A 21,710-nucleotide genomic window follows, 5' to 3' on the forward strand; every position below is an offset into this window, starting at 1 on the left:
CAGGGGACAAGAATTCATGCTCACGGTGCTCGAACCCGAAGCGATGTACCCCGATACTTCGGTCGAGCAGGAGGTCCTGGGGCGGAACGTGCGCATCCTGCATGGCGGCGCGCCGCATGACCGGGATTTGTCGTTGTTGTCTGACGACGTCTGCGCCGAGGTCGATGGCCTGTTCATCTTCCGCCACTGGCTGCGTGCCGCCGACATCGCCCGCTTCCCCAAGCTGAAGGTCGTGGTCCGCATGGGCGTCGGCTATGACCGGCTGGACCGCAAGACGCTGGCCGAGCGCCAGGTCCGCGTCTGCAACGTGCCCGACTACGGCACCATGGAGGTCGCCGACCACGCGATCGCCCTGGCGCTGTCCCTTCGCCGCGGCATCATCCTGCATCACGACGCGCAGCGCCGCGGGGCGCCCTGGCGCTACATCGACAGCCCGGTGATCCAGCGGCCGCAGACCCGGACCTTCGGCATCGTCGGGCTGGGCCGCATCGGCACGGCGGCGGCGCTGCGGGCGCGCGCCTTTGGCTGGCGCGTGGTGTTCTTCGATCCGTATTTGCCGAACGGCGTGGACCGGGCGCTCGGGATCGAACGGGCGCGCAGCCTGCACGACCTGTTGCGCCAGTCGGACACCTTGTCGCTGCACACGCCGCAGACCCCGGGCACCATCGGCATGATCGGCGCGGCTGAACTGGCGCTGCTGCCCGCCGGCGCGCTGGTGGTCAACACCTCCCGCGGGCCGGTGATGGATATCGAGGCGCTGTACGACGCGATGAAGGACGGCCAGGTCGCGGGCGCCGGGCTGGATGTCGTGCCGGTGGAACCGCCGGCCCTGCCGCTGCCCCGCCTGATGGCGGCCTACAATGAACGTGCCCCCTGGCTGGAGGGGCGCCTGGTCATCACCCCGCATAGCGCCTTCCACACGCCGGAAGCCTGGGCCGACATTCGCCGCAAAAGTGCCGAGACCATGCGCGACGTGCTGGTCGATGGGTTGCGAACCAACATCATTCCGCCTGAAGGCGATTGATTTCGCTGCACCGCAAAAAATCGCCGTTGCTACAACCGTTAATTGCGGCGATAACGGTCTGCGGAACTCAGAAAACGTTAAGCGCAAACAAATAAGTCTTTGATTTTAATATAAAAAGACTGTTTGTGGCTCTGCGGCCACAGAATTGTGACTGTAGACCTTACGTGTTGCTGTCATATTGCTGCGGTGCAGCCAGGAGACCGGACCACGTGCCTCGGATGACGACCCTGTTGGCCCGGCTCCCTCGCGAGGATGTGTTTTGAACGCCCTCGATGTGTCGGCCGAACCGGTGCGGGTCATCCTGGATGTCTCCCGCCTGTTATCCTGCGGCAGCAAGCGCGCACCTTCGGGGATCGACCGGGTCGAGCTTGCCTATGCGCGGCACTATACGGGCCCGACCCGGCAGGACACGGTGTTCGTGGCGCAGGACCTGATGGGCCATTTCGGCATGCTTCCGGCCGAGGATGTGTCGAGCCTGGTCGATGCCCTGACCCGGGTCTGGACCAGCGAGCCATCCCCCGGCGCCGCCCGCCGCGCCCGCATCCTGTCGATCGTGCTGCGCGCCCGTGCCGGCAGCGGCATGGGCCGGGCCGGGCTGCGCCAGATCATCAACGCGCCGGGCCGCAAGGCCTTCCTGCTGGTCTCGCACCAGGCGCTGGAACGCTCGGCGCCGATCGAGGCGATGCGCCGCGCCGGTTGCGTCTTCGTGCCGCTGATCCACGACCTGATCCCGACCACGCACCCGGAATACGCCAGCCCGAAGCAGCCGGCGCGACACCTGCGACGCATTTCCACGACCGCGGCGCTGGCCGATGCGGTGATCGTGAATTCGGCGGCGACGGCGGCCTCGCTGGTGCCGCACCTGACCATCCGGGGGGCGCCGCCGCCGGTGCTGGTGGCGCCGCTGGGCATCGAGCTGCCGGATGTCCCGGTGCCGCCGATCGCCCTGGAACCCTATTTCGTCTCGCTCGGCACCATCGAACCGCGCAAGAACCACCTGCTGCTGCTGAACATCTGGCGTGAGATGGCGGTCAGCCTTGGTCCCCGCGCGCCGCGCCTGCTGGTGATCGGCCGGCGCGGGTGGGAAAACGAGAACGTCCTGGACATGCTGGAACGCTGCGCAGGGCTGCGCGGCCTGGTGCAGGAAGTCGGCCAGGTGCCGGATCGCACCGTGGCGGAATTGCTGCGTGGCGCGCGGGCGCTGCTGTTCCCCTCCTTCGCCGAAGGCTTCGGCATGCCGCTGGCCGAGGCGCTGGCGCTGCGGGTCCCCGCGATCTGTTCCGACCTGCCGGCGCTGCGGGAGGTCGGGGGCGATGCGCCCGATTTCCTTGACCCGTTGGACGGCATGGGCTGGCGGCGCGCGATCCTTGACTACACGCGGCTGAATTCGCCCGCCCGGGCGGCGCAGATCGGCCGGCTTGGCGGTTGGGTGGTGCCGACCTGGGCGGACCACTTTACCAAGGTGGACAGCATGCTCGCCCGCGTGGTGCCGCAGGCGCGGCGCACCGCCCTGGTGGCGGAACGCGTCCGGCGCACCACGACCCATGGTGCCATCGTCGGGCATGGTGCCAGTGCGGCGCATGGTGTCAGTGCCGCGCATGGTGTCCTCGCGCGGTCGGACGAACCCGCCCGATGACGCGCAGACCCGGTCCGGCCGGGCCGGGCCGGCTTTCGCGACACGCATCGGCCCTGCCCCCCCGCAAACCGGCTGGCCCGGCGGCGCCGCGCCCCATCGCCATCGTCGGTGCCGCCTGCCGGTTCCCCGGGGCGGATGGGCTCGATGCTTTCTGGCGGTTGATGCTGGATGGGGTGGATGCGGTCGGCACCCTGCCGGCGGACCGCTTCAACCAGGACCGCTTCTTCCATCCCCGCCGCGGTGAGCCTGGCCGCAGCTATTCCTTCGCCGCCGGCCATATCGGCGATGCCGCGGCCTTTGACGCCGCCGCCTTCGGCCTGTCCCCGCGCGAAGCGGCGGAGATGGACCCGCAGCAGCGCCTGCTGCTGGAAGTGACGCAACACGCGTTCGAGGATGCCGGCTGGACCGCGGATGACCGCGCCGGCCAGACCATCGGCGTCTATGTCGGCGGGTCCTCCACCGACTATGCCGAATTGCGGCTGTCGGATCCTTCGGGCGGCGACCGCTACTTCATGACCGGCAATGCGCTGTCGATCCTGTCGAACCGGCTGACCAATGTGTTCGACCTGCGCGGGCCGGGCCAGACGATCGACACCGCCTGTTCGTCGGCGCTGGTGGCGCTCGACCTCGCGGTCCAGGCGGTGCGCATGGGCCGGGTGGATGCGGCGGTGGTGGGCGGCGTGCAGATGCTGCTGTCGCCCTATGCCTTCCTGGGGTTTTCCTCGGCGTCCATGCTGTCGCCGACCGGGCGTTGCCATCCCTTTGGCGCGGCCGCCGATGGCTATGTGCGGGCCGAGGGCGCGGGCACCATCATCCTCAAGCCGCTCGACCAGGCCTTGGCGGATGGCGACCGGGTCCGGGCGGTGCTGCTGGGCACCGGCGTCAACGCGGCGGGGCGGACGATCGGGCTGTCGCTGCCGAACGAACAGGCGCAGGCCCGGCTGATGGGCCAGGTCCTGGCGGAAACCGGCGTGCATCCAGACCGGCTGGCCTATTTCGAGGCGCATGGCACCGGCACCCAGGTGGGCGACCCGCTGGAGGCCGAGGCGATCGGTCGCGCCGTCGGCACCCACCGCGCCCGGCCGCTGCCGGTCGGATCGGTCAAGAGCAACATCGGCCACCTGGAACCGGCCAGCGGCATGGCCGGGCTGCTGAAGGCCATGCTGATCCTGGAACACGGCGTCGTGCCGCCCAGCCTGCATGCCACCCCGGCCAATCCGAACATCGCCTTCGGCAAGCTGAACCTGCGCGTGGTCACGGCGGCCGAACCGCTCGGCCGGCCGGACCAGGGCGCGGTGATCGGGGTCAATTCCTTCGGCTTTGGCGGCACCAACGCGACGGTGCTGCTGGCGGCGGCCCCCGCCGATGCCCCGGCCGATACCGCCCTGGCGGCCGGCGGCCAGGCGCCGGCGCTGCTGCTGTCGGCCCGGTCGGCGCCGCAGCTTCGTGCGCTGGCGGCGGCGTGGCAGGCCAGGCTCGGCCAGCCTGGCGCCGATGGCGCGCATTTGGCACGCGGGGCGGCGCGGCATCGCGACCTGTGGACCCACCGGCTGGCGGTGCGCGGCCCGGATGCGATGGCGATGGCGCGGTCGATCGCTGGCTGGGCGGGCGGCAAGGTCGCCCAGGGCGTCACCCTTGGCGTCACCCAGGGCGTCGCCCGTGTGTCGGGCGCCCAGCGCGGACCGCGCGCCACGCCGGGCGGCGACATCGCCTTCGTGTTTTCCGGCAATGGCGCCCAGCACGCGGCGATGGGGCGGGAGGCGCTGGCCAACCCGGCCTTCCGCACCGGGCTGACAGCCGCCGATGCGGTGCTGACGCCGCTGCTTGGCTGGTCGGTGCTGGATGTTGTCGCGCGCGGCACCACCGATGACGCGCTGGCCGCGACCGAAATCGCCCAGCCGCTGATCTTCGCCACCCAGGTCGCGACCCTGGCGGCCCTGGCCGCCGAGGGCATCACCCCGGCCATGGTTTTTGGCCATTCGGTCGGTGAGGTCGCCGCGGCCTTCGCCGCCGGCATCCTGGACCTGCCTGATGCCGCCCGGCTGATCGTCGCCCGCAGCCGTGCCCAGGCCGCGACCCGCGGCCGGGGGCGGATGGCGGCCCTCGCCACCGACGCCGCCACCGCCGCCCCCCTGCTGGCCGCGGCTGGGCCGGGGCTGGAGATCGCGGCGGTCAACGCGCCCGCGTCGCTCACCATCGCCGGCCCCGGCGAGGCCATCGCGCGACTGGCCGCCGCCATGGACGCCGCCCGGGTGCCGTGCATCCCGCTCGACCTCGACTACGCCTTCCATTCCGCGGCGATGGAGCCGGTCGGCGTCGCGCTGGTCGATGACCTCGCCGGGCTGGCGCCGCGCGCGGGGCAGGTGCCCTTCATCTCCACCGTCACCGGCGCGCGGATCGACGGCACCGAGGCGGACGGAGCCTATTGGTGGCGCAACCTGCGCCAGCCGGTGCGGTTCCATGACGCGACGCGGTCGGCCCTGGCGGCCGGGGCGCGCATCTTCATCGAGATCGGCAGCCACGCCGTGCTGCAATCCTACCTGCGCGAATCGGCACGGGCGGAAAACCTGGACGCGGTGAACCTGCCGACGCTGACCCGTCGCGATGGGCTGGGCGATCCGTTCCCGGGCATCGCCGACCGGGCCTTCGTCCGCGGCGTCGATACGCGAGGGGCCACCGCCCTGGCCGGGCCGCCGGCGCGCAGGATGCTGCCGCTGACCCCCTTTGCCCGCAGCCGGGTCTGGATGCCGGTCAGCAGCGAATCGGCCCGCCTGCAGGATCCGGTCCAGGACCATCCGCTGCTCGGCTTCCGCCAGGGGGCCGCGCCCGCGTTGTGGCGCCACGCGCTGGACACGGCGCTGATGCCCTGGCTGGCCGACCACGCCCTGGGCGGGGACCCGGTGCTGCCGGCTGCCGCCATGCTGGACATGGCGCTGGCCGCGCTCGCGGCCCGCATGCCGGAGGCCGTGGCGTGGGAGGTCGCATCCTTCCAGATCCTGCGCCCGCTGACCCTGGAACAGGACCGGGCGCGCGAAACGCTCTGCACGCTGGACCAGGATGGCGGCTTCCGGATCGAAAGCCGGCGCCGCATGTCGGATGATGCCTGGACCCTGCATGCGCGCGGACGGGTCGCCGCATCATCCGGTGCCGCCGTGCCGCCGGCCGTCGATTGGCCTGCCGCCCTGGCGGAGGGCAAGCCGCTGTCGGGCGCCAGGCTGCGGGACCGGGCGCAGCGCCTGGGGCTGTCCTACGGACCCGCCTTCGCGGCCGTGGTCTCGGTGCGGGCGGAGCCTGGGGCGGGGCGGGCCGATGTGACCCTGCGCCTGCCGGACACAGCGCCCCCGGCCGGGTTCCTGCTGCACCCGTCCCTGCTGGACGGGGCGTTCCAGGGCTTGCTCGGGCTGGTGGCGATGGATTTGCCGCTGGGCGACGTGCCATTGCCGGTGCGTCTGGGCCGGCTTGTGATGCTGCGCGGCGGCGGGGTGCCGGTGCTGGCGCGCATCCATGTCACCCGGCGCGGCAGCCGGGCGGCTTCGGCCGATATGCTGCTGCTGGATGGCACCGGCCGGGCCGTCGCGGTGCTGCGCGACCTGTGGCTGCAACGCATCCGCCTGCCGGCCGGCGACCGCGCGACGGGCGTGCCGGAAGCGATCGAAACCTGCCTGTTGCCGATGCCGGACGGCCCGACCCCGGCGCCCGCGCCGGGCCCCGCCCAGGCGCGTGCGCGCCGCGCGGCGGAAGCGCTGGATGTGACGCTGGACGCCCGCGAAACGGCCTTGCTGCTTGAGGCCGCGATCGCGTCGGCCGCGCAGGCGGCCTTGCGCGGCGATGCGGCATCGCAGGCTTTGTTCCGCGGCCCGCTGCGCCGCGCGGTGGATCGCGCGCTGATCGAGGATGGGCTGGTCGAAGCCGATCCCGCCGGCACCGGCACCCGGCCGGTCGAAGGCGCGGCCCTGCCCGATGCCGGCGACATCTGGCGCCAGGTGATGACCGAGGCACCGTCGCTGGCGCCGGACCTGGCCTGGCTGGCGCGGTCGATCGAAACCCTGCCGGTGGCGCTGATGGGATCGGACGCCGGCGCGGCCCAGGCCGGCACCCTGCCGCCGATCGGCAGCGGGGGCTGGGCGCGGCTGGTGCAGGTCGTCGCCGCCGCCGCCGAGGCCGCCGTCGCCGGCTGGCCGGCCGCACGGCCGCTGCGGGTGCTGGAGGTCGGGGTCGGCGGGCTTGCCGCGCCCCTGGCCACGGCCCTGGCGGCGCAGGGGCGGCGCGTGGTGCTGACCATCGCGACCCTGCAAGGCGCGGCCCCGCCGATCGCCCCGCCGGGTGTGGAAATCCATCAGGCGGCCTGGGCGCCCGGCCAGCCGCTGCCCCCGGCCGACCTGATCCTGGGCGTGGCCCCGTCGGCCATGTCGCGCGCCGGCCGCGCCATCGCGCCGGTGCTGGCCGCGTCCCTGGCGCCGGGCGGCATCCTGCTGCTGGCCGAACCCGCGCCGGGCCGGTTGTGGGACCTGTGCTGCGGCCAGGATCCCGCCTGGTGGGAGGGCGAGGGCCTGCCCGATGCCCCCGCCTGGACCATCGCGCTGCACGAGGCCGGGCTGGCCGGTGCCGAGGCCCGCCATCTGGTCGCCGCCCCCTGGCCCGCGCTGCTGTTGGCCGGGCATCGCCCAGCCGAGGCCCCGGTGGCCGAACCGTCCGCGACCACCCTGTTGCTGGCCGATGCCGCCAGCGCGGCACTGGCCGATGCGCTGGCGCCACTGCTGCCTGCGCTGGCCGAACGTGCCGCCTTCCCGGCCGAGATCCTGCCGCGCCGGTTGCGTGGCGCCCGCGTGGTGGTGCTCTTGGCGCCGGAACCGGCGGGGTTGGCCACCTGCCTCGGCGCGCTGATGCGGCTGGCCGAGACCTGCCGCGGCACCGGCGCCAGTTTCTGCGTGGTCGTGCGCGGCGCCGAGGCCGGCGATGCGGGGGCCGCCGCCGTGCTGGCCGCGCTGCGCGTGCTGGCCAATGAAATGACCGAGTTGAAGCCGGTCCGCATCGACCTGGACCCCGGCATCGCCGCGTCCGCCGCCGCCGCGCTGCTGGCCGCGGCCCTGGCGCAGGACGGCGAACCGGAGGTCGTGCTGACGCCCGCCGCCCGGCTGGCGCCGCGCGTCGCCGCCCTGCCGCAGTCCGAGGCACCGGGCCCGCGCAGCCTGGCGATCCGCCACCCGGGCAACCTCGGCACCCTGGCCTGGGAACCGATGGCCCAGCCCGCCGTGCCGGGACCGGGAGAGGTCGTGCTGCGGGTCCTCGCGGCCGGGCTGAATTTCCGCGACGTGATGTGGGCCCAGGGGCTGCTGCCCGAGGAAGCCCTGATGGACGGCTTTGCCGGCGCCGGCCTCGGCATGGAATGCGCCGGCGTGGTCGAGGCGGTGGGGGCGGGTGCCATGCATCGCCCGGGCGACCGGGTGTTCGGTTTCGCGCCGCGCGCCCTGGCCGATCGCGCGGTGACCCGCGATGCGGCCTTGGTGCCGCTGCCGCAGGGGCTGGACCCCGCCGCCGCCGCGACCTTGCCGGTCGCCTTCATGACCGCGATCCATGCGCTGGAAGGCTGCGCGCGGATCGCCCCCGGCGAATCCGTCCTGATCCATGGCGGCGCGGGCGGCGTGGGGCTTGCGGCCTTGCAGGTGGCGCAGGCGGCCGGCGCGCGGGTCGTCGCCACGGCCGGGACGGCGGCGCGGCGGGCGTTCTTGCGGCTGGCCGGGGCTGACCTGGTGCTCGACAGCCGCGACCCGGATTTCGCCGATGCCCTGCGCGCGGCCTGGCCCGAGGGCGTGGACGTCGTGCTGAACAGCCTGGCCGGCGATGCGATGGAACAGGGCCTGTCGCTGCTGAAGCCCTTCGGGCGCTTCATCGAACTCGGCAAGCGCGATTTCTTCGAGGACCGGCGCGTGTCGCTCCGCCCCCTGCGGCGCAACGTGACCTATTTCGCCGTGGACGTGGATGAATTGCCCGTCGCGCGCCCCGACGCGGCGCAGGCGGCACTGCGGCGGATGCTGGCCCTGGCCGGCAGCGGCGCGGCCCGCCCGCTGCCGCATGCCGTCCGCGCGGCGTCGGAGATCGAGGCCGCGTTCCGCACGCTCCAGGCCGGGACGCATTTCGGCAAGATCGTGATCATCCCGCCGCAAGCGGGTGTTGCGACGGCCGAAGCGCCGCCGGCGGTCGAATGGGTGCCGCCGCCGGGCACGGTGGTGGTGACGGGCGGGACCTCGGGCTTTGGGCTGGAAGCCGCCAAATGGCTGTCCGCGCGGGGCGTGAAGCGGTTGGCGCTGATTTCCCGCCGTGGCCCGGCGACGCCGGGGATGGATCGTGCCATCGCGGCGCTGGCGGGCCTGGGCGCCGATGCCTCGGCCCATGCCTGCGACGTCGCGGACCCGGTGGCGCTGGCCGCGACCCTGGCCGCGATCCGGGCCGATGGCGCGATCGGCGGCGTGGTGCATGCCGCGGCGGTGTTCGACGATGGCGCCGCGACGGCGCTGGACGACGCGCGCTTCGCCGCCGTGCTGCGGCCGAAACTGGACGCGGCCCTGGCGCTGGACCGGCTGACGGCGGGTGATCCGCTGGGGCTGTTCTTGCTGTTTTCCTCGGCGACGACGCTGCTGGGCAATCCGGGGCAGGCGAATTACGTCGCGGCCAATGCGGGGCTTGAGGCGCTGGCGCGGCGCCGCCACGCGATGGGCCGGCCGGCGCTGGCCGTGGCCTGGGGGCCGATCGCCGATACCGGCGTGCTGGCCGCCGATGCCGCGACCGCCGCCGTCCTGCAGCGGCGTATCGGTGCGGCGCCGATGGCGGCGATGGCGGCGCTGGACGCGCTGCCGGCGCTCTTCGCCTCCGGCCGCCCGGTGGTGGCGCTGGCGCAGCTGGCCTGGGGTAAGGCGGGCGCGCTGCTGCCGATCCTGGCCGAGCCGATGTTCACCGCCATGCGCGGCACCGACACGGCCCGGCCGCCCGAGGATCTGCGCGCCGAATTGCGCGCCCTGGCGCCCGACCAGTTGCGCGAACGCCTGGTCGCCCTGGCGGTCGAGGAAGTCGCGCGCATCCTGCGCCTGCCGCCCGACAATGTGCTGCCCGATGCGCCGGTCGCGTCCCTTGGCCTCGACAGCCTGGGCGCGCTGGAATTGCGCACCGCGCTGGAACAGCGCATCGGCCAGGCCGTGCCCCTGGCCGCCGTGACCGAGGACCTGACCATCGCCCGCCTGGCCGCCCGCATTGCCGAGGGCCTGTCCGACACACGCGGCGAAATGGCCATGGACGCGCTGGTCGAGAGTTTCGAGCCCCAGGCGGCGCTTGAGCCTGTGGCAGCGCCCCGCGACGGCGGGGTATAGATACGCATGGGTATCGGTACGGGCGGCGGTTTCGGGCTTTCGGCGGGGCAGCGGCTGCAACTGGTGCAGCGCCTGGCCAAGCGCCGGTTGACCGAGACGTTTTCCCCCGACGACCCGCGCGATTTCTCGACCCTGCCGGCGCTGCGCGATTTCGGGCTGATGCGGGAGGCGATGCAGAGCCTCGACATCCCATCGCCCTTCAACATCCCGCACGAGGCCCGGGCGGGCGCGCGCAGCCGCATCGCGGGGCGGGAGGTGATCAACTTCTCCTCCTACGACTACCTCGGGCTGAACGGCGATCCGCGGATCGCGGCGGCGGCGCATGCGGCGATCGACCATTACGGCGTGTCGGCCTCCGCCTCCCGCATCGTGTCGGGCGAAAGGCCGGTGCATGCGGCGCTGGAATCCGCCCTGGCGGCGCATCACGGGACCGGGGCGGCGCTGGCCTTCGTATCGGGCCATGCGACCAATGTGACGGTCATCGGCCATCTGATGGGGCCGCGCGACGTCATCCTGCACGATGCCGCCATCCACAATTCCTGCCTGGAGGGCATACGCCTGTCCGGCGCGCGGCGCGTGCCCTTCGCCCATAACGACTGGGCCGCCGCCGAAGCCGCGCTGGCCGAGGCCCGGCGCGGCGCCGAACGGGCGCTGGTGCTGATCGAGGGGCATTACTCGATGGATGGCGATGTCCCCGACCTTGCCCGCTTCGTCGCCCTGGCCCGGCGCCACGACGCCTGGCTGATGGTGGATGAGGCGCATGCGCTGGGTGTGCTCGGCGCCACCGGGCGGGGCCTGGCCGAGGCGCAGGGGGTGGACCCCACCGAGGTCGATATCTGGATGGGCACCCTGTCGAAGACCCTGGCCAGTTGCGGCGGCTATATCGCGGCCAGCGCCGGGCTGGTCGATTGGCTGCGGCACACCGCCCCTGGCTATGTCTATTCGGTCGGCATCGCGCCCGCGCTGGCGGCGGCGGCGGTCGCCTCGCTGGCGGTGCTGCGGGCTGAACCCGAGCGGGTCGCCCGGCTGAACCGCAATGCCGCGCGGTTCCTGGCCCTGTTGCGGGAACGGGGCTTCGATACGGGCGGTTCGGCCGGGCATGCGATCGTGCCGGTGCTGACCCGGTCCTCGATCCGGGCCGGGCGGCTGTCGGCGGCGCTGGCGGAAGCGGGCGTGAATGTGCAGCCGATCATCTTCCCCGCGGTGCCGGAACAGGCGGCGCGGCTGCGGTTCTTCCTGTCGGCGACCCATACGGCCGAGGACCTGCACGCCGCCGCCGATGCGCTGGTCGCGGCCGATTCCGGCCAGCGGCGCGCGGGTTGAACGCTCCGCCCATCGCGGGCACGGGTGTGATCGTTCGGCCCGTCGACAGCGCCGGCGATGCCGCGACCTTCCTCGACCTGCCGCGCCGCCTGGGCTGGTCGGTGCCGCTGCGTTTCGAGGAAGCCCTGGTCTTCAACCCCCGCCGGAACGGCGTGCTGCGGGAATGGGAGGTCGCGCGCTTCATCGCCTGGCGCGGCGACCGGCCGGTCGGGCGGATCACCGCGGCCCGCCCGCTGCTGCCGGACGTGGCGCCAATCGGCACCTTCGGCTTCCTGGCGCTGGAGCAGGATGCGGCGGTGCTGGAGGCGCTGCTGGCCGCCGCCGCCGCCTGGCTGTCCGCGCGGGGCATCACGCGTTGGCGCGGGCCGCTATCGGTGTCGATCAACCATGAGGTCGGGGCGCTGGTCGCCGGCTTTGGGCGCCCGGGCAGCCTGCGGACCCCGATCACCCCGCCCTGGCTGCCCGCCATGCTGGATGCGACCGGCCTGGTGCGGGAGATGGTGGTGCATGCCCATCTGTTGCGGGTCGCCGAGGAAAAGCACCGCGCCCGCGCAGCGCGCCTGGGCATGCCGGGACTGGCCATCCGCCGCTTCGACAGGCGCCGTTTCGCCGCCGAGGCCGCGCTGGTCACCGACCTCTACAACGACGGCTGGGCCGCCAATTGGGGCGCCACCCGCGTCGGCCCGCTGGAAGCGGCGACCATCGGCCGGCTGATGCGCCCCGCCCTGCTGACCGGCGAGGTGTTCTTCGCCGAGTTCCAGGGCCGCCCGGTCGGGCTTTGCGCCATCCTGCCCGACCTGACCGCGGCGACGGTCGCCTGCCAGGGGCGGATGCTGCCCTTTGGTTGGGCGCGGATGGCGCGGGCGCTGCTGCCGGGCGGCACGGCGCGGGCGCGCATCCCGCTGCTGGGCACCATCGGGGCGGTGCGGGGGTCGCCCGTTTCCGCACGCGCGGTGGCCGGGCTGCTGTCGGCCGCGATCGGGCTGGCGGACCGGCGCGGCTGGGCGGAGGTCGAAATCTCCTGGGTCTTGGACTCCAATCGCGCGATGCGGCTGGCGATGGAGCGGCTGCCGGCCCCGGTCGACCGGTCCTGGGCGATCTGGGGCAGCACCATCGGCTGATGGACGCGGTGTTGACAGAGCCCGTCCGGGGCGTGATCCATCCCCATACTCCCATGTCGCAGCCGCATATTCCCCCGGCCAAGCGCTTCCTGTTCCTGCAGGGACCGATCAGCCCGTTCTTCGACCTGCTTGGCCGCGCCCTGCGTGCGCGCGGGCATGCGACCTTCCGCATCAACCTGGCCGGTGGCGACGGGGCGCTGTGGACGGCGCCGGGGGCCACGGATTTCGTGCGGGCACCGGCCGAATGGCCCGGTTTCATCGCAGCCTACCTCGACACCCATGCCATCACCGACATCGTGCTGCTGGGTGAGGCGCGGGAGTATCATATCGTCGCCATCGCCGCGGCGCGGGCGCGGGGGGTGCGGATCGCGGTCACCGACTTCGGCTACATCCGGCCGGACTGGATCACGCTGGAACACGATGGGATGAACGGGGCCACCGCCTTCCCGCGCGACCCGGCCGCGATCCTGCGCCTGGCCGAGCCCCTGGGCTCACCGGATTTGGTGGTGCGCTACTGGGATTCCTTCGTGAACCAGGCGATCCTGGACATCCTTTATTCGCTGCGCACGCACCTGTCCTGGCGGTTCCGCGCCTATACGACGCATCAGTTGCACCACCCGTTGCAGATCTACCTGGGCATGGGGCTGCGCCTGGCGCTGCGGTCGATCGCCAATCGCCATGCGGCGAAGATCATGGAGGATCTGCGCGGCCAGGGGCCCTTGTTCCTGCTGGCGTTGCAGATGGAAACCGATTTCGCCATCCGCGCCTATTCGCACTACCCCGACAATGACGCGGTGATCGAGGACGTCTTCGCCTCCTTCGCCGCGCATGCGCCGGCGGAGGCGCATCTGCTGGTGAAGGTGCATCCACTGGATCCCTTCGCCAAGAACTGGAGCCGGCGGGTGCGGGCCGCGGCGCGGCGGCATGGCATCGCGGCACGGGTCGCCTATCTCGGCGGCGGCAATCTTGGCGACATCGTGGAGCGGTGCCAGGGCGTCGTCACCGTCACCAGCACCGTCGGGCTGCGCGCGATCGTGGAACGCCTGCCGACCTTTGCGCTGGGCGACGCGCTGTATCGGATTCCCGGCATCACGTCGGCCGGCACGCTGGATGCGTTCTGGTCCAATCCGCAGGCGCCGGAACCGGTGCTGCGGGAAGCCTTCGTGCGCGCCATCGCGCATTTCCTGCACATCCGCGGCGCCTTCTATCGCAACCCCGGGCTGGATGCGGCGGCCTATGCCGCGGCGGAACGGTTGAGCGCGGGGCTGCCGGAATACCGGAGCGAGGTGCTTACCCCAAGGCCCGCTTGACCGCGCCGCTGGCGACGGCTTCGCGCTGGGCGGCGATGCCGCCCTCGATCGCGTCGCGGAAGGCGGGTTCCGACATGTGGCGGATCCAGGCCTTGGTCAGGCGGAACGCCGTTGCATCGGTCCCGGCCATCGCCAGCGCCGCGGCGCGGGCCTGGGCCAGCAGCCCGTCCTCGGGCACCACCTGGTCGATCAGCCCCATGGCCTGGCCGGTCGGTGCGTCCAGTGCCTCGCACGCCAGGGCCAGGCGCTGCATCGCCGCCTGCCCGGCATAAAGCCCGATCAGCATCGGCCCCATGATCGAACTGAGGCCCGCCCGCAGTTCCGGCTGCATCAGCCGGGCGGCGGGGCTGGCGATCCGGCGATCGCAGCACAGCGCCATCTGCAAGCCGGCCCCGGCGGCCGCCCCGCCGATCGCGGCGACCATCGGCTTGGGGAAGGCGCGGATCGCGTCATACAGCCGGCCCAGCGCATGCACCCAGTCGCCGACATTGTCGGGCGTCAGCGCCCGCAGCACCGCATGGTCCTGCCCGGCACAGAAGGCCGGCGGCTGCCCGGTCAGGACCACGGCGACGACCGATGGGTCATCGGCGGCCTCGGCCAGGGCGCCGATCAGCGCCGCCCCCATGGGCTGCGTCAGCGCGTTGCGCGCGGACGGGTTGTTGAAGCTCAGGGTCAGCACGCCGCCGAAGCGGGACGCCAGCAGGGGAGAGTCGGGCATCCCCAAAGGCTAGCCGCGTCAGTGCAGGCGGAATACCCCATCGGCGAAACGGAATTCCGCCGTCCTGATCAGCGCGGCCGAGGCGACGCGCACCGAATGCAGCGGGCCCTCGATCTCACGCCGCCAAAAGTCGAGAAAGCCGTGCAGCTCGGGGAAGCGCGGCGCCAAATCGTGCTTCTGCCAGATGAAGGTCTGCAACAACCCCGGATGGTCAGGCAGGTGATAGAGGATCTCCGCCGTGGTCAGGCGCCAGTTCGGCAGCACTTTCGCCCGATGGGTGAGGGGATCGGTGATCAGTGTTTCGATGCCTGAAAGATCCATCACGTGATACCTCTTTCCTGATGCCTTGCGCCGTTCTCGGCGGTTCCTCCTGTCGCTCAAGATGATGCTGGCATAATTGGTTGCTGCTTTGCCAAGAAAAATCGTGTGATTTGAGTGTGTTGGCACTCATCGCCCGAGAGTGCTGCCGGGCGCTTGACCTGCGGCGTGCCTGGGCCTAGATCGCTGGCACTCCTCGGGGGTGAGTGCTAACACACCCTGCACCCCGAGGCGGTTCCGTAACCAGCCAAGACACCAATCCTGGCATGAGGAGAGGACACAACCATGGCCTTCCGTCCCCTGCATGACCGCGTTCTCGTTCGTCGCGTCGAAGCCGAAGAGAAGACCCGCGGCGGCATCATCATCCCCGACACCGCCAAGGAAAAGCCGCAGGAAGGCGAGATCGTCGCCGTCGGCTCCGGCACCCTGAACGACAAGGGCGAATTGCGCGCCCTGGACGTGAAGGCCGGCGACCGCATCCTGTTCGGCAAGTGGTCGGGCACCGAAGTGAAGCTCGATGGCGAAGATCTCCTCATCATGAAGGAGAGCGACATCATGGGCGTCCTCGACACCTCCGCCGCGGCGAAGAAGGCGGCGTAAGCCAGCCTTTCTTCTCAAGACCCAACCTTTTCAGGAGACAGCAACATGGCTGCCAAAGACGTTAAGTTCGGCGCGAATGCGCGTGAACGCATGCTGCGCGGCGTGGACATCCTGGCCGATGCGGTCAAGGTGACCCTGGGCCCCAAGGGCCGCAACGTGGTCCTCGACAAGTCCTTCGGCGCGCCCCGCATCACCAAGGACGGTGTGACGGTCGCCAAGGAAATCGAACTGGCCGACAAGTTCGAGAACATGGGCGCCCAGATGGTGCGCGAAGTGGCCTCGAAGACCAACGACACGGCCGGCGACGGCACGACGACGGCGACCGTGCTGGCCCAGGCCATCATCCGCGAGGGCTGCAAGGCCGTTGCCGCCGGCATGAACCCGATGGACCTGAAGCGCGGCATCGACCTCGCCGTGGCCTCGGTTGTCGCCGAGCTCGAGCAGAAGACCCGCAAGATCACGACGTCCGCCGAAGTCGCGCAGGTTGGCACGCTCTCCGCCAACGGTGAGACCGAGATCGGCGAAATGATCGCCAAGGCGATGGAAAAGGTCGGCAACGAGGGTGTCATCACCGTCGAGGAAGCCAAGTCCATCCAGACCGAGCTCGATGTCGTCGAAGGCATGCAGTTCGACCGCGGCTACGTCTCCCCGTATTTCATCACGAATGCGGAGAAGATGATTGCGGAGATGGAAAACCCGTACATCCTCATCAACGAGAAGAAGCTCTCCAGCCTGCAGCCGATGCTGCCGCTGCTGGAAGCCATCGTTCAGTCCGGTCGCCCGCTGGTGATCGTGGCCGAAGACGTTGAGGGTGAGGCCCTGGCCACGCTCGTCGTCAACAAGCTGCGCGGCGGTCTGAAGGTCGCGGCCGTGAAGGCCCCTGGCTTCGGCGATCGTCGCAAGGCGATGCTGGAAGACATCGCGATCCTGACCGGTGGCGAAGTCATCTCCGAAGACCTCGGCATCAAGCTCGAGAACGTGACCCTCGCCATGCTCGGCCGCGCCAAGTCCGTGCGGATCGAGAAGGAGAACACCACGATCATCGACGGCTCCGGCGAAAAGGATGCCATCACGGGTCGTTGCGAGCAGATCAAGGCGCAGATCGAGGAGACCACCTCGGACTACGACCGTGAGAAGCTGCAGGAACGCCTGGCGAAGCTGGCCGGTGGCGTCGCCGTCATCCGCGTCGGCGGCTCCACGGAAGTGGAAGTCAAGGAGCGCAAGGATCGCGTCGACGACGCGCTGCATGCGACCCGCGCCGCGGTTCAGGAAGGCATCGTGCCGGGCGGCGGCGTTGCCCTGCTCCGCGCTTCGCAGAACCTGGAGTCGATCAAGGTGGCCAACCACGACCAGCAGGTCGGTGTGGACATCATCAAGCGCGCCATCCAGGTGCCCTTGAAGCAGATCGCCGCCAACGCCGGCCAGGATGGCGCCGTGATCGCTGGTGAGGTCCTCCGCGACAGCACCTACGTCTACGGCTACGACGCCCAGACCGGCGCCTACAAGGACCTGGTCGCGGCCGGCATCATCGACCCGACCAAGGTCGTGCGCACGGCGCTGCAGGATGCGGCTTCGGTCGCGTCGCTTCTGATCACGACCGAGGCGATGGTCGCCGAGCGTCCCGAGAAGAAGGCCCCGCCGTCTGGCGGCGGCGGCGGCATGGGCGGCATGGGCGACATGGACTTCTGATCTTCCGACTTTCGGAGATCAGCGTTCGACAGGGGGGCGGTCCGGCAACGGGCCGCCCTTCTTGTTTTGCCGCGGCACAAGCGCGAACCTGCCGGCATCACGCTTCGGGATGCCCCGCATGACCGCCTTGCTGCTGCACAACGTCCGACCCCTGGGTGGCGCGCCCACGGATGTGTTGATCGAGGACGGGCGCTTCGCCGCCTTCGGCCCCGGGCTGACCGCGCCGACCAGCGAAAACGGCCATGGCGCGCTGCTGCTGCCCGGCTTGATCGAGGGTCATACCCACCTCGACAAATCGCTTTGGGGCATGGGTTGGTATGTCAATGAATGCGGCCCGCTGCTGACCGACCGCATCGAGAACGAACGCCACCAGCGCCGCGCGCTCGGCCTGGACCCGCTGCGCCAGGCGCGGCGCCTGGCCGATGACTTTTTGGCGCTCGGCACCACGCGCATCCGCAGTTTCGCCGATGTGGACACGGAAATCGGGCTGTCCCATCTGCATGCGCTGCTGGCGTTGCGGCAGGACCGGGCGGGGGTGCAGGACATCCAGGTCATCGCCTTTCCGCAATCGGGGATGCTCGGGCGCCCTGGCACGTTTGACCTGATGGTGCAGGCGATGGCCGATGGCGCGGATATCGTCGGCGGCCTCGACCCGTCCGGTATCGAGCGTGACCCAAAGGGCCACCTGGATGCGATCTTTGGCCTGGCTGAACGGTTCAGCCGGCCGGTCGATGTGCATCTGCATGAACCGGGCGAGCTTGGCGCTTTCTCGCTCGAACTGATCGCCGAACGCACCCAGGCCCTGTCCATGGGCGGGCGTGTCGTGGTCAGCCACGCCTTCTGCCTGGGCGATGTGGCACCCGCCCGCCAGGCGGCGTTGCTGGCGATGCTGGCGCGTGCCGGGGTGGCGATCGCGACCACGGCGCCGCCGTCGCGCAACGTGCCGCCGGTCGCCGCCTGCCGTGCCGCTGGCGTCACCATCTTTGGCGGCAATGATGGCGTCCGCGACACCTGGACCCCCTATGGCAGCCCAGACATGCTGACCCGGGCCATGCTGATCGGGCTGAAGAACGATTTCCGCCGTGACGACCAGATCGCCATGGCGCTGGACTGCGTGACCGGGTCCGCCGCGCTGGGCTGCGGCTTCGCCAACCACGGCCTGGCGGTGGGCGCGCGGGCGGAAGCGGTGCTGGTCGATGCCGAAACCATCGCCCAGGCCGTGGTCGGCCAGCCGAAGCGCCGCCTGGTCATCGCCGGCGGGCGCGTCGTCGCCCGCGATAACGCGTTGTGCTGAGGCCCCTGGCCGTCCTGCTGCTGCTGGCCCTGCCCGCGGCGGCGCAGGACGCGCCGGCGCATGGCGGGCCTGTCCGCGCCTTGGCGACCACCCCCGGCACCCTGGCCAGCGCGGGCTTCGATTCCGCCGTGATCCTGTGGGATCCTGTCGCCGGCACCGCGCGCCGCGTGCTGCGTTGGCACGCTGGCGGCGTGAACGCGCTGGCCATGCTGCCCGACGGCATGCTGGCCAGTGCCGGCGAGGACGGGCGCATCGCCCTCTGGTCGCTGCAAAATCCTGATCGCGAACCGGCACGGGTGCTGGAAGGGCACACCGCCCCGATCGCGGGCCTGGCCGCGGCCGCCGATGGGCGGCTGGCCTCGGCGGGCTGGGATGGGTCGGTGCGGCTGTGGCACCAGGGCCGGGCGACGGTGTTCGAAGCGCACCAGGGGCCGGTCAATGCCGTCGCCTTCCGCGACGGCGCGCTGGTCTCGGCCGGTTTCGACGGCACGCTGCGGCTGTGGCCAGAGGGCACCGTGATCGCAGAATACGGCCTGCCGCGCACGGCCTTGGCGGCACTGCCCGGTGGCGCATTGGCGGTCTCGGGGGTGGATGGCACGGTGCGGGTCCTCACCGGTGAAGGCGGCGAACGCGTCCTGGCCGACAGCGGGCGTCCGGTGGTGGCGCTGTCGGCGGCGAATGGCGTGCTGGCGGCGGCGTCGCTCGGTGGCAATGTGGCGCTGTATGACATCGCGGCGGGGCGGCTGTTGCGCGTACTGGAAGGCCCCGGCCTGCCGGTCTGGTCCGTGGCTTTCGCCCCGGATGGCGCGACATTATGGACCGGCGGCGCCGACCGGCGCGTGCGGGCCTGGGATGTGGCCACGGGCCGGCATTTGTCGCCGCTTGGCCCGGATGATGCGGCACCGGCCGAGCAGGCCGGCCTCGACCCCGATGGCGCGCGGGTCTTTCGCGCCTGTGCCGCCTGCCATGCGGTAACACCAGGCGGCGGCAATCTGGCCGGCCCCAGCCTGCACGGCATCTTCGGCCGCCGCATGGGCAGCCTGCCGGGCTATGCCTTCTCGCCACGGCTGGCCCAGGGTGACATCGTCTGGACACCCGACACCGTCGCCGACCTGTTCACCCGCGGGCCGGACATCGTGACGCCGGGCACCACCATGCCGATGCAACGGCTCGAAAACCCCGAGGATCTGGCGGCGCTGATGCGTTTCCTTGGGCAAGCGACACGATAGCCCAGCCTGGAACAGGGTTTGCAAGCCACCGGGGCGGAGACAGCCCCGGAGCAGCCCGCCATGATCCGCCGTCGCACGCTATCCCTGCTGGGGGCATCCCTGCTCGCCGCCCCCGCCTTGGCGCAGGCGCCCTGGCCGAACCGGCCGATCCGCTTCGTCGTCCCGGTGACCCCTGGCGGGGCGGCCGATATCACCGCGCGGCTGATCGCGCAGACGCTGTCGGACGGGCTTGGCGCGCCGGTCGTCGTGGAAAACCGGCCCGGCGCGGGCGGGACCATCGGCACGGCCTTTGTCGCGCAATCCCCGCCCGATGGGCATACGGTGATGGTGGGCAATGCGTCGTTCCATCTTGGCGGACCGCTGCTCTTCGCCAATCCAGGGTTTGAGGGCGTGGATGATTTCACCGCCATCGCCAGCTTCGCCGCGACCACCAGCCTGATGGCCTGCACGCCGGGCCTGCCGGTGACCAATGTGCAGGAGTTCATCGCCTATTGCCGCGCCAATCCGGGCCGGGTGAATTTTGGCTCCGCCGGGGCGGGCGGCAGCAATCACCTCAACGCCGTGCTGTTCATGATGCGCACGGGGGTCGAGATGGTGCATGTGCCCTATCGCGGATCGGCCCCCGCGCTGGCCGACCTGATGGCCGGCCAGGTGCAGGTGGTGTTCGACACGCTGCCCGGGGCGATCGGTGCCGCGCGCAGCGGTTCGGTCCGTGCGCTTGGCGTGACCAATGCCGGGCGCTGGCCGCTGGCGCCGGATATCCCCAGCATCCAGGAACAGGGCGTGCCCGATTTCGACATGCCCTCCTGGTTCGGGCTTGTCGGCCCCGTCGGCATTCCGGAACCGATCGTGGCCCGCATGCATGCGGTGGTGAACGCGGCCCTGGCCGATCCCGCCGCGCAGGCACGGCTGAACAATGTCGGCCTGGTGCCGCTGCCGATGACCCAGCCCGCCTTCCACGCCTATGTGCGCGAACAGCGCACGCGGATCGCGGCGATCGTCCGCGCCAGCGGCGTGAAGCCGGAGGCGTGACGTGGCGCCAGCCTTGCCCAAGATCCAGGACCACCCCCCCATGAACCGTCGCCATGCGCTTGCCCTGGCCGGCGCCTCGCTGCTCGCAGCCCCCGCCTTGGCGCAGGATGGCTTCCCGAACCGCCCGCTGCGCTACGTCGTGCCCTTCCCGCCGGGTGGCACCAGCGACATCGTCGGCCGCCTGATGGCGCAGGCGCTGTCGGACGGCCTGGGCGTGCCGGTCGTGGTGGACAACCGCGCGGGGGCCGGCGGCACCATCGGCACGGCCTTCGTCGCGCAATCCGCCCCCGATGGCTACACGGTCATGCTGGGCAGCGGGTCGAGCCACCTCGGCGGACCATTGCTCTTCGCCAACCCGGGGTATGAGGGCGTGGACGATTTTTCGGCCATCGCCACCTTCTCCACCAGCACCAGCATCATGGCGGTCAATCCGCGGCTTGGGGTGAATACGGTCCAGGAGTTCATCGCCTATTGCCGCGCCCGTCCGGGCCAGGTGAATTTCGGCTCCGCCGGCGCGGGCGGCGGCAATCACCTCAATGCCGTGCTCTTCATGATGCGGACGGGGGTCGAGATGGTGCATGTGCCCTATCGCGGTGCGGCGCCTGCACTGGCCGACCTGATGGGCGGCAATATCCAGGTCGTCTTCGACAGCTTCCCCGGCATCATCGGCGCGGTGCGGGCCGGGTCGGTGAAGGCGCTCGGCGTCACCACCGCCGCACGCTGGCCGCTGGCGCCGGACATCCCGAGCATCCAGGAACAGGGCGTGCCCGATTACGACGTGCAGTTCTGGTCGGGGCTGATGGGGCCGCTGGGCATTCCCGCCCCCATCGTCGCGCGGATGCACGGCATCCTGAACGCGGCGCTGACGGAACCCGCCCTGGCCGCCAGGCTGCAATCGGCCGGGGCCTATCCCTTGCGCATGAGCCAACCCGACTTCCATGCCTTCATCCGCGAGGACAGGGCCAAGATCGCCGCCATCGTGCGGGCCAGCGGCGCGAAGCCGGACGGTTGAGTTTGGAACGCGCCTTGCTTGCACCGGCCCCATGGCGGCAGGC

Annotated in this window: 14 protein-coding genes; 12 read left to right on the top strand and 2 right to left on the bottom strand. The window is 71.3% G+C overall.

Annotated elements, in window-relative coordinates; translation table 11 throughout:
- Positions 1 to 16 precede the first annotated feature (16 nt).
- The 6 genes from ACQW02_RS26870 (at position 17) to ACQW02_RS26895 (ending at position 13,775) form a co-directional block, all read left to right on the top strand.
- Complete coding sequence (locus ACQW02_RS26870; RefSeq protein ID WP_431282982.1) at positions 17 to 1,024, top strand: C-terminal binding protein; 1,008 nt, start codon at positions 17 to 19, stop codon at positions 1,022 to 1,024.
- 259 nt (positions 1,025 to 1,283) lie between these two features.
- A complete protein-coding gene (locus tag ACQW02_RS26875) occupies positions 1,284 to 2,660 on the top strand; it encodes a glycosyltransferase family 4 protein (RefSeq protein WP_431282983.1) in 1,377 nt (458 codons plus the stop codon).
- Entirely contained in the window at positions 2,657 to 10,021 is a 7,365-nt protein-coding gene (locus ACQW02_RS26880) for a type I polyketide synthase (RefSeq protein ID WP_431282984.1), read from the top strand. The genes ACQW02_RS26875 and ACQW02_RS26880 overlap by 4 nt, the downstream gene beginning before the upstream one ends.
- Before the next feature lie 6 nt (positions 10,022 to 10,027).
- On the top strand, positions 10,028 to 11,344 hold the full coding sequence (locus tag ACQW02_RS26885; RefSeq protein WP_431282985.1) for an aminotransferase class I/II-fold pyridoxal phosphate-dependent enzyme: 1,317 nt from the start codon (positions 10,028 to 10,030) through the stop codon (positions 11,342 to 11,344).
- Positions 11,341 to 12,465, top strand: a complete 1,125-nt coding sequence (locus ACQW02_RS26890) for a hypothetical protein (RefSeq protein WP_431282986.1) — start codon at positions 11,341 to 11,343, stop codon at positions 12,463 to 12,465. Before ACQW02_RS26885 ends, ACQW02_RS26890 begins: the two co-directional genes overlap by 4 nt.
- A gap of 53 nt (positions 12,466 to 12,518) precedes the next feature.
- Positions 12,519 to 13,775 carry a capsule biosynthesis protein gene (locus ACQW02_RS26895; protein ID WP_431282987.1) on the top strand — a complete coding sequence of 419 codons (1,257 nt, stop codon included), beginning with the start codon at positions 12,519 to 12,521 and terminating at the stop codon, positions 13,773 to 13,775.
- On the opposite strand, the gene ACQW02_RS26900 is transcribed toward ACQW02_RS26895, so the two are convergent.
- Together ACQW02_RS26900 and ACQW02_RS26905 are read right to left on the bottom strand one after the other, a co-directional pair.
- Entirely contained in the window at positions 13,756 to 14,493 is a 738-nt protein-coding gene (locus tag ACQW02_RS26900; protein WP_431282988.1) for an enoyl-CoA hydratase/isomerase family protein, read from the bottom strand. The genes ACQW02_RS26895 and ACQW02_RS26900 overlap by 20 nt on opposite strands.
- Positions 14,494 to 14,511: 18 nt before the next feature.
- On the bottom strand, positions 14,512 to 14,814 hold the full coding sequence (locus ACQW02_RS26905) for an usg protein (protein ID WP_431285977.1): 303 nt from the start codon (positions 14,812 to 14,814) through the stop codon (positions 14,512 to 14,514).
- A gap of 282 nt (positions 14,815 to 15,096) precedes the next feature.
- Between ACQW02_RS26905 and groES the strand changes: the two genes are divergently transcribed.
- From groES to ACQW02_RS26935, 6 genes are all read left to right on the top strand, one after another.
- Complete coding sequence (groES, locus tag ACQW02_RS26910) at positions 15,097 to 15,411, top strand: co-chaperone GroES (RefSeq protein WP_431282989.1); 315 nt, start codon at positions 15,097 to 15,099, stop codon at positions 15,409 to 15,411.
- A 45-nt stretch (positions 15,412 to 15,456) separates the two neighbouring features.
- Positions 15,457 to 17,100: a chaperonin GroEL gene (gene groL / locus ACQW02_RS26915; RefSeq protein WP_431282990.1), complete on the top strand. Its 1,644-nt coding sequence runs from the start codon at positions 15,457 to 15,459 to the stop codon at positions 17,098 to 17,100.
- Between the two features lie 118 nt (positions 17,101 to 17,218).
- The gene (locus ACQW02_RS26920; protein ID WP_431282991.1) at positions 17,219 to 18,394 is read left to right on the top strand and encodes an amidohydrolase family protein; all 1,176 of its coding nucleotides are present in this window, start codon (positions 17,219 to 17,221) and stop codon (positions 18,392 to 18,394) included.
- Positions 18,388 to 19,623 (top strand): c-type cytochrome, encoded by a 1,236-nt coding sequence (locus ACQW02_RS26925; protein ID WP_431282992.1) that lies wholly within the window; start codon positions 18,388 to 18,390, stop codon positions 19,621 to 19,623. Before ACQW02_RS26920 ends, ACQW02_RS26925 begins: the two co-directional genes overlap by 7 nt.
- A gap of 60 nt (positions 19,624 to 19,683) precedes the next feature.
- Positions 19,684 to 20,655: a Bug family tripartite tricarboxylate transporter substrate binding protein gene (locus ACQW02_RS26930; RefSeq protein ID WP_431282993.1), complete on the top strand. Its 972-nt coding sequence runs from the start codon at positions 19,684 to 19,686 to the stop codon at positions 20,653 to 20,655.
- A gap of 40 nt (positions 20,656 to 20,695) precedes the next feature.
- Positions 20,696 to 21,667 carry a Bug family tripartite tricarboxylate transporter substrate binding protein gene (locus ACQW02_RS26935; RefSeq protein WP_431282994.1) on the top strand — a complete coding sequence of 324 codons (972 nt, stop codon included), beginning with the start codon at positions 20,696 to 20,698 and terminating at the stop codon, positions 21,665 to 21,667.
- The last annotated feature ends 43 nt before the right edge of the window (positions 21,668 to 21,710 follow it).

The sequence above is a fragment of the Humitalea sp. 24SJ18S-53 genome (genome assembly GCF_050632385.1).
Classification (GTDB): domain Bacteria; phylum Pseudomonadota; class Alphaproteobacteria; order Acetobacterales; family Acetobacteraceae; genus Humitalea.

Bases quoted from the DNA above. Each gene is read 5' to 3' on its own strand.
- ACQW02_RS26895 (WP_431282987.1), top strand. From the start codon at position 12,519: ATGTCGCAGCCGCATATTCCCCCGGCCAAGCGCTTCCTGTTCCTGCAG.
- groES (WP_431282989.1), top strand. From the start codon at position 15,097: ATGGCCTTCCGTCCCCTGCATGACCGCGTTCTCGTTCGTCGCGTCGAA.
- ACQW02_RS26935 (WP_431282994.1), top strand. From the start codon at position 20,696: ATGAACCGTCGCCATGCGCTTGCCCTGGCCGGCGCCTCGCTGCTCGCA.
- ACQW02_RS26905 (WP_431285977.1), bottom strand. From the start codon at position 14,814: ATGGATCTTTCAGGCATCGAAACACTGATCACCGATCCCCTCACCCAT.
- ACQW02_RS26880 (WP_431282984.1), top strand. From the start codon at position 2,657: ATGACGCGCAGACCCGGTCCGGCCGGGCCGGGCCGGCTTTCGCGACAC.
- ACQW02_RS26930 (WP_431282993.1), top strand. From the start codon at position 19,684: ATGATCCGCCGTCGCACGCTATCCCTGCTGGGGGCATCCCTGCTCGCC.
- ACQW02_RS26920 (WP_431282991.1), top strand. From the start codon at position 17,219: ATGACCGCCTTGCTGCTGCACAACGTCCGACCCCTGGGTGGCGCGCCC.
- groL (WP_431282990.1), top strand. From the start codon at position 15,457: ATGGCTGCCAAAGACGTTAAGTTCGGCGCGAATGCGCGTGAACGCATG.
- ACQW02_RS26885 (WP_431282985.1), top strand. From the start codon at position 10,028: ATGGGTATCGGTACGGGCGGCGGTTTCGGGCTTTCGGCGGGGCAGCGG.
- ACQW02_RS26900 (WP_431282988.1), bottom strand. From the start codon at position 14,493: ATGCCCGACTCTCCCCTGCTGGCGTCCCGCTTCGGCGGCGTGCTGACC.
- ACQW02_RS26870 (WP_431282982.1), top strand. From the start codon at position 17: ATGCTCACGGTGCTCGAACCCGAAGCGATGTACCCCGATACTTCGGTC.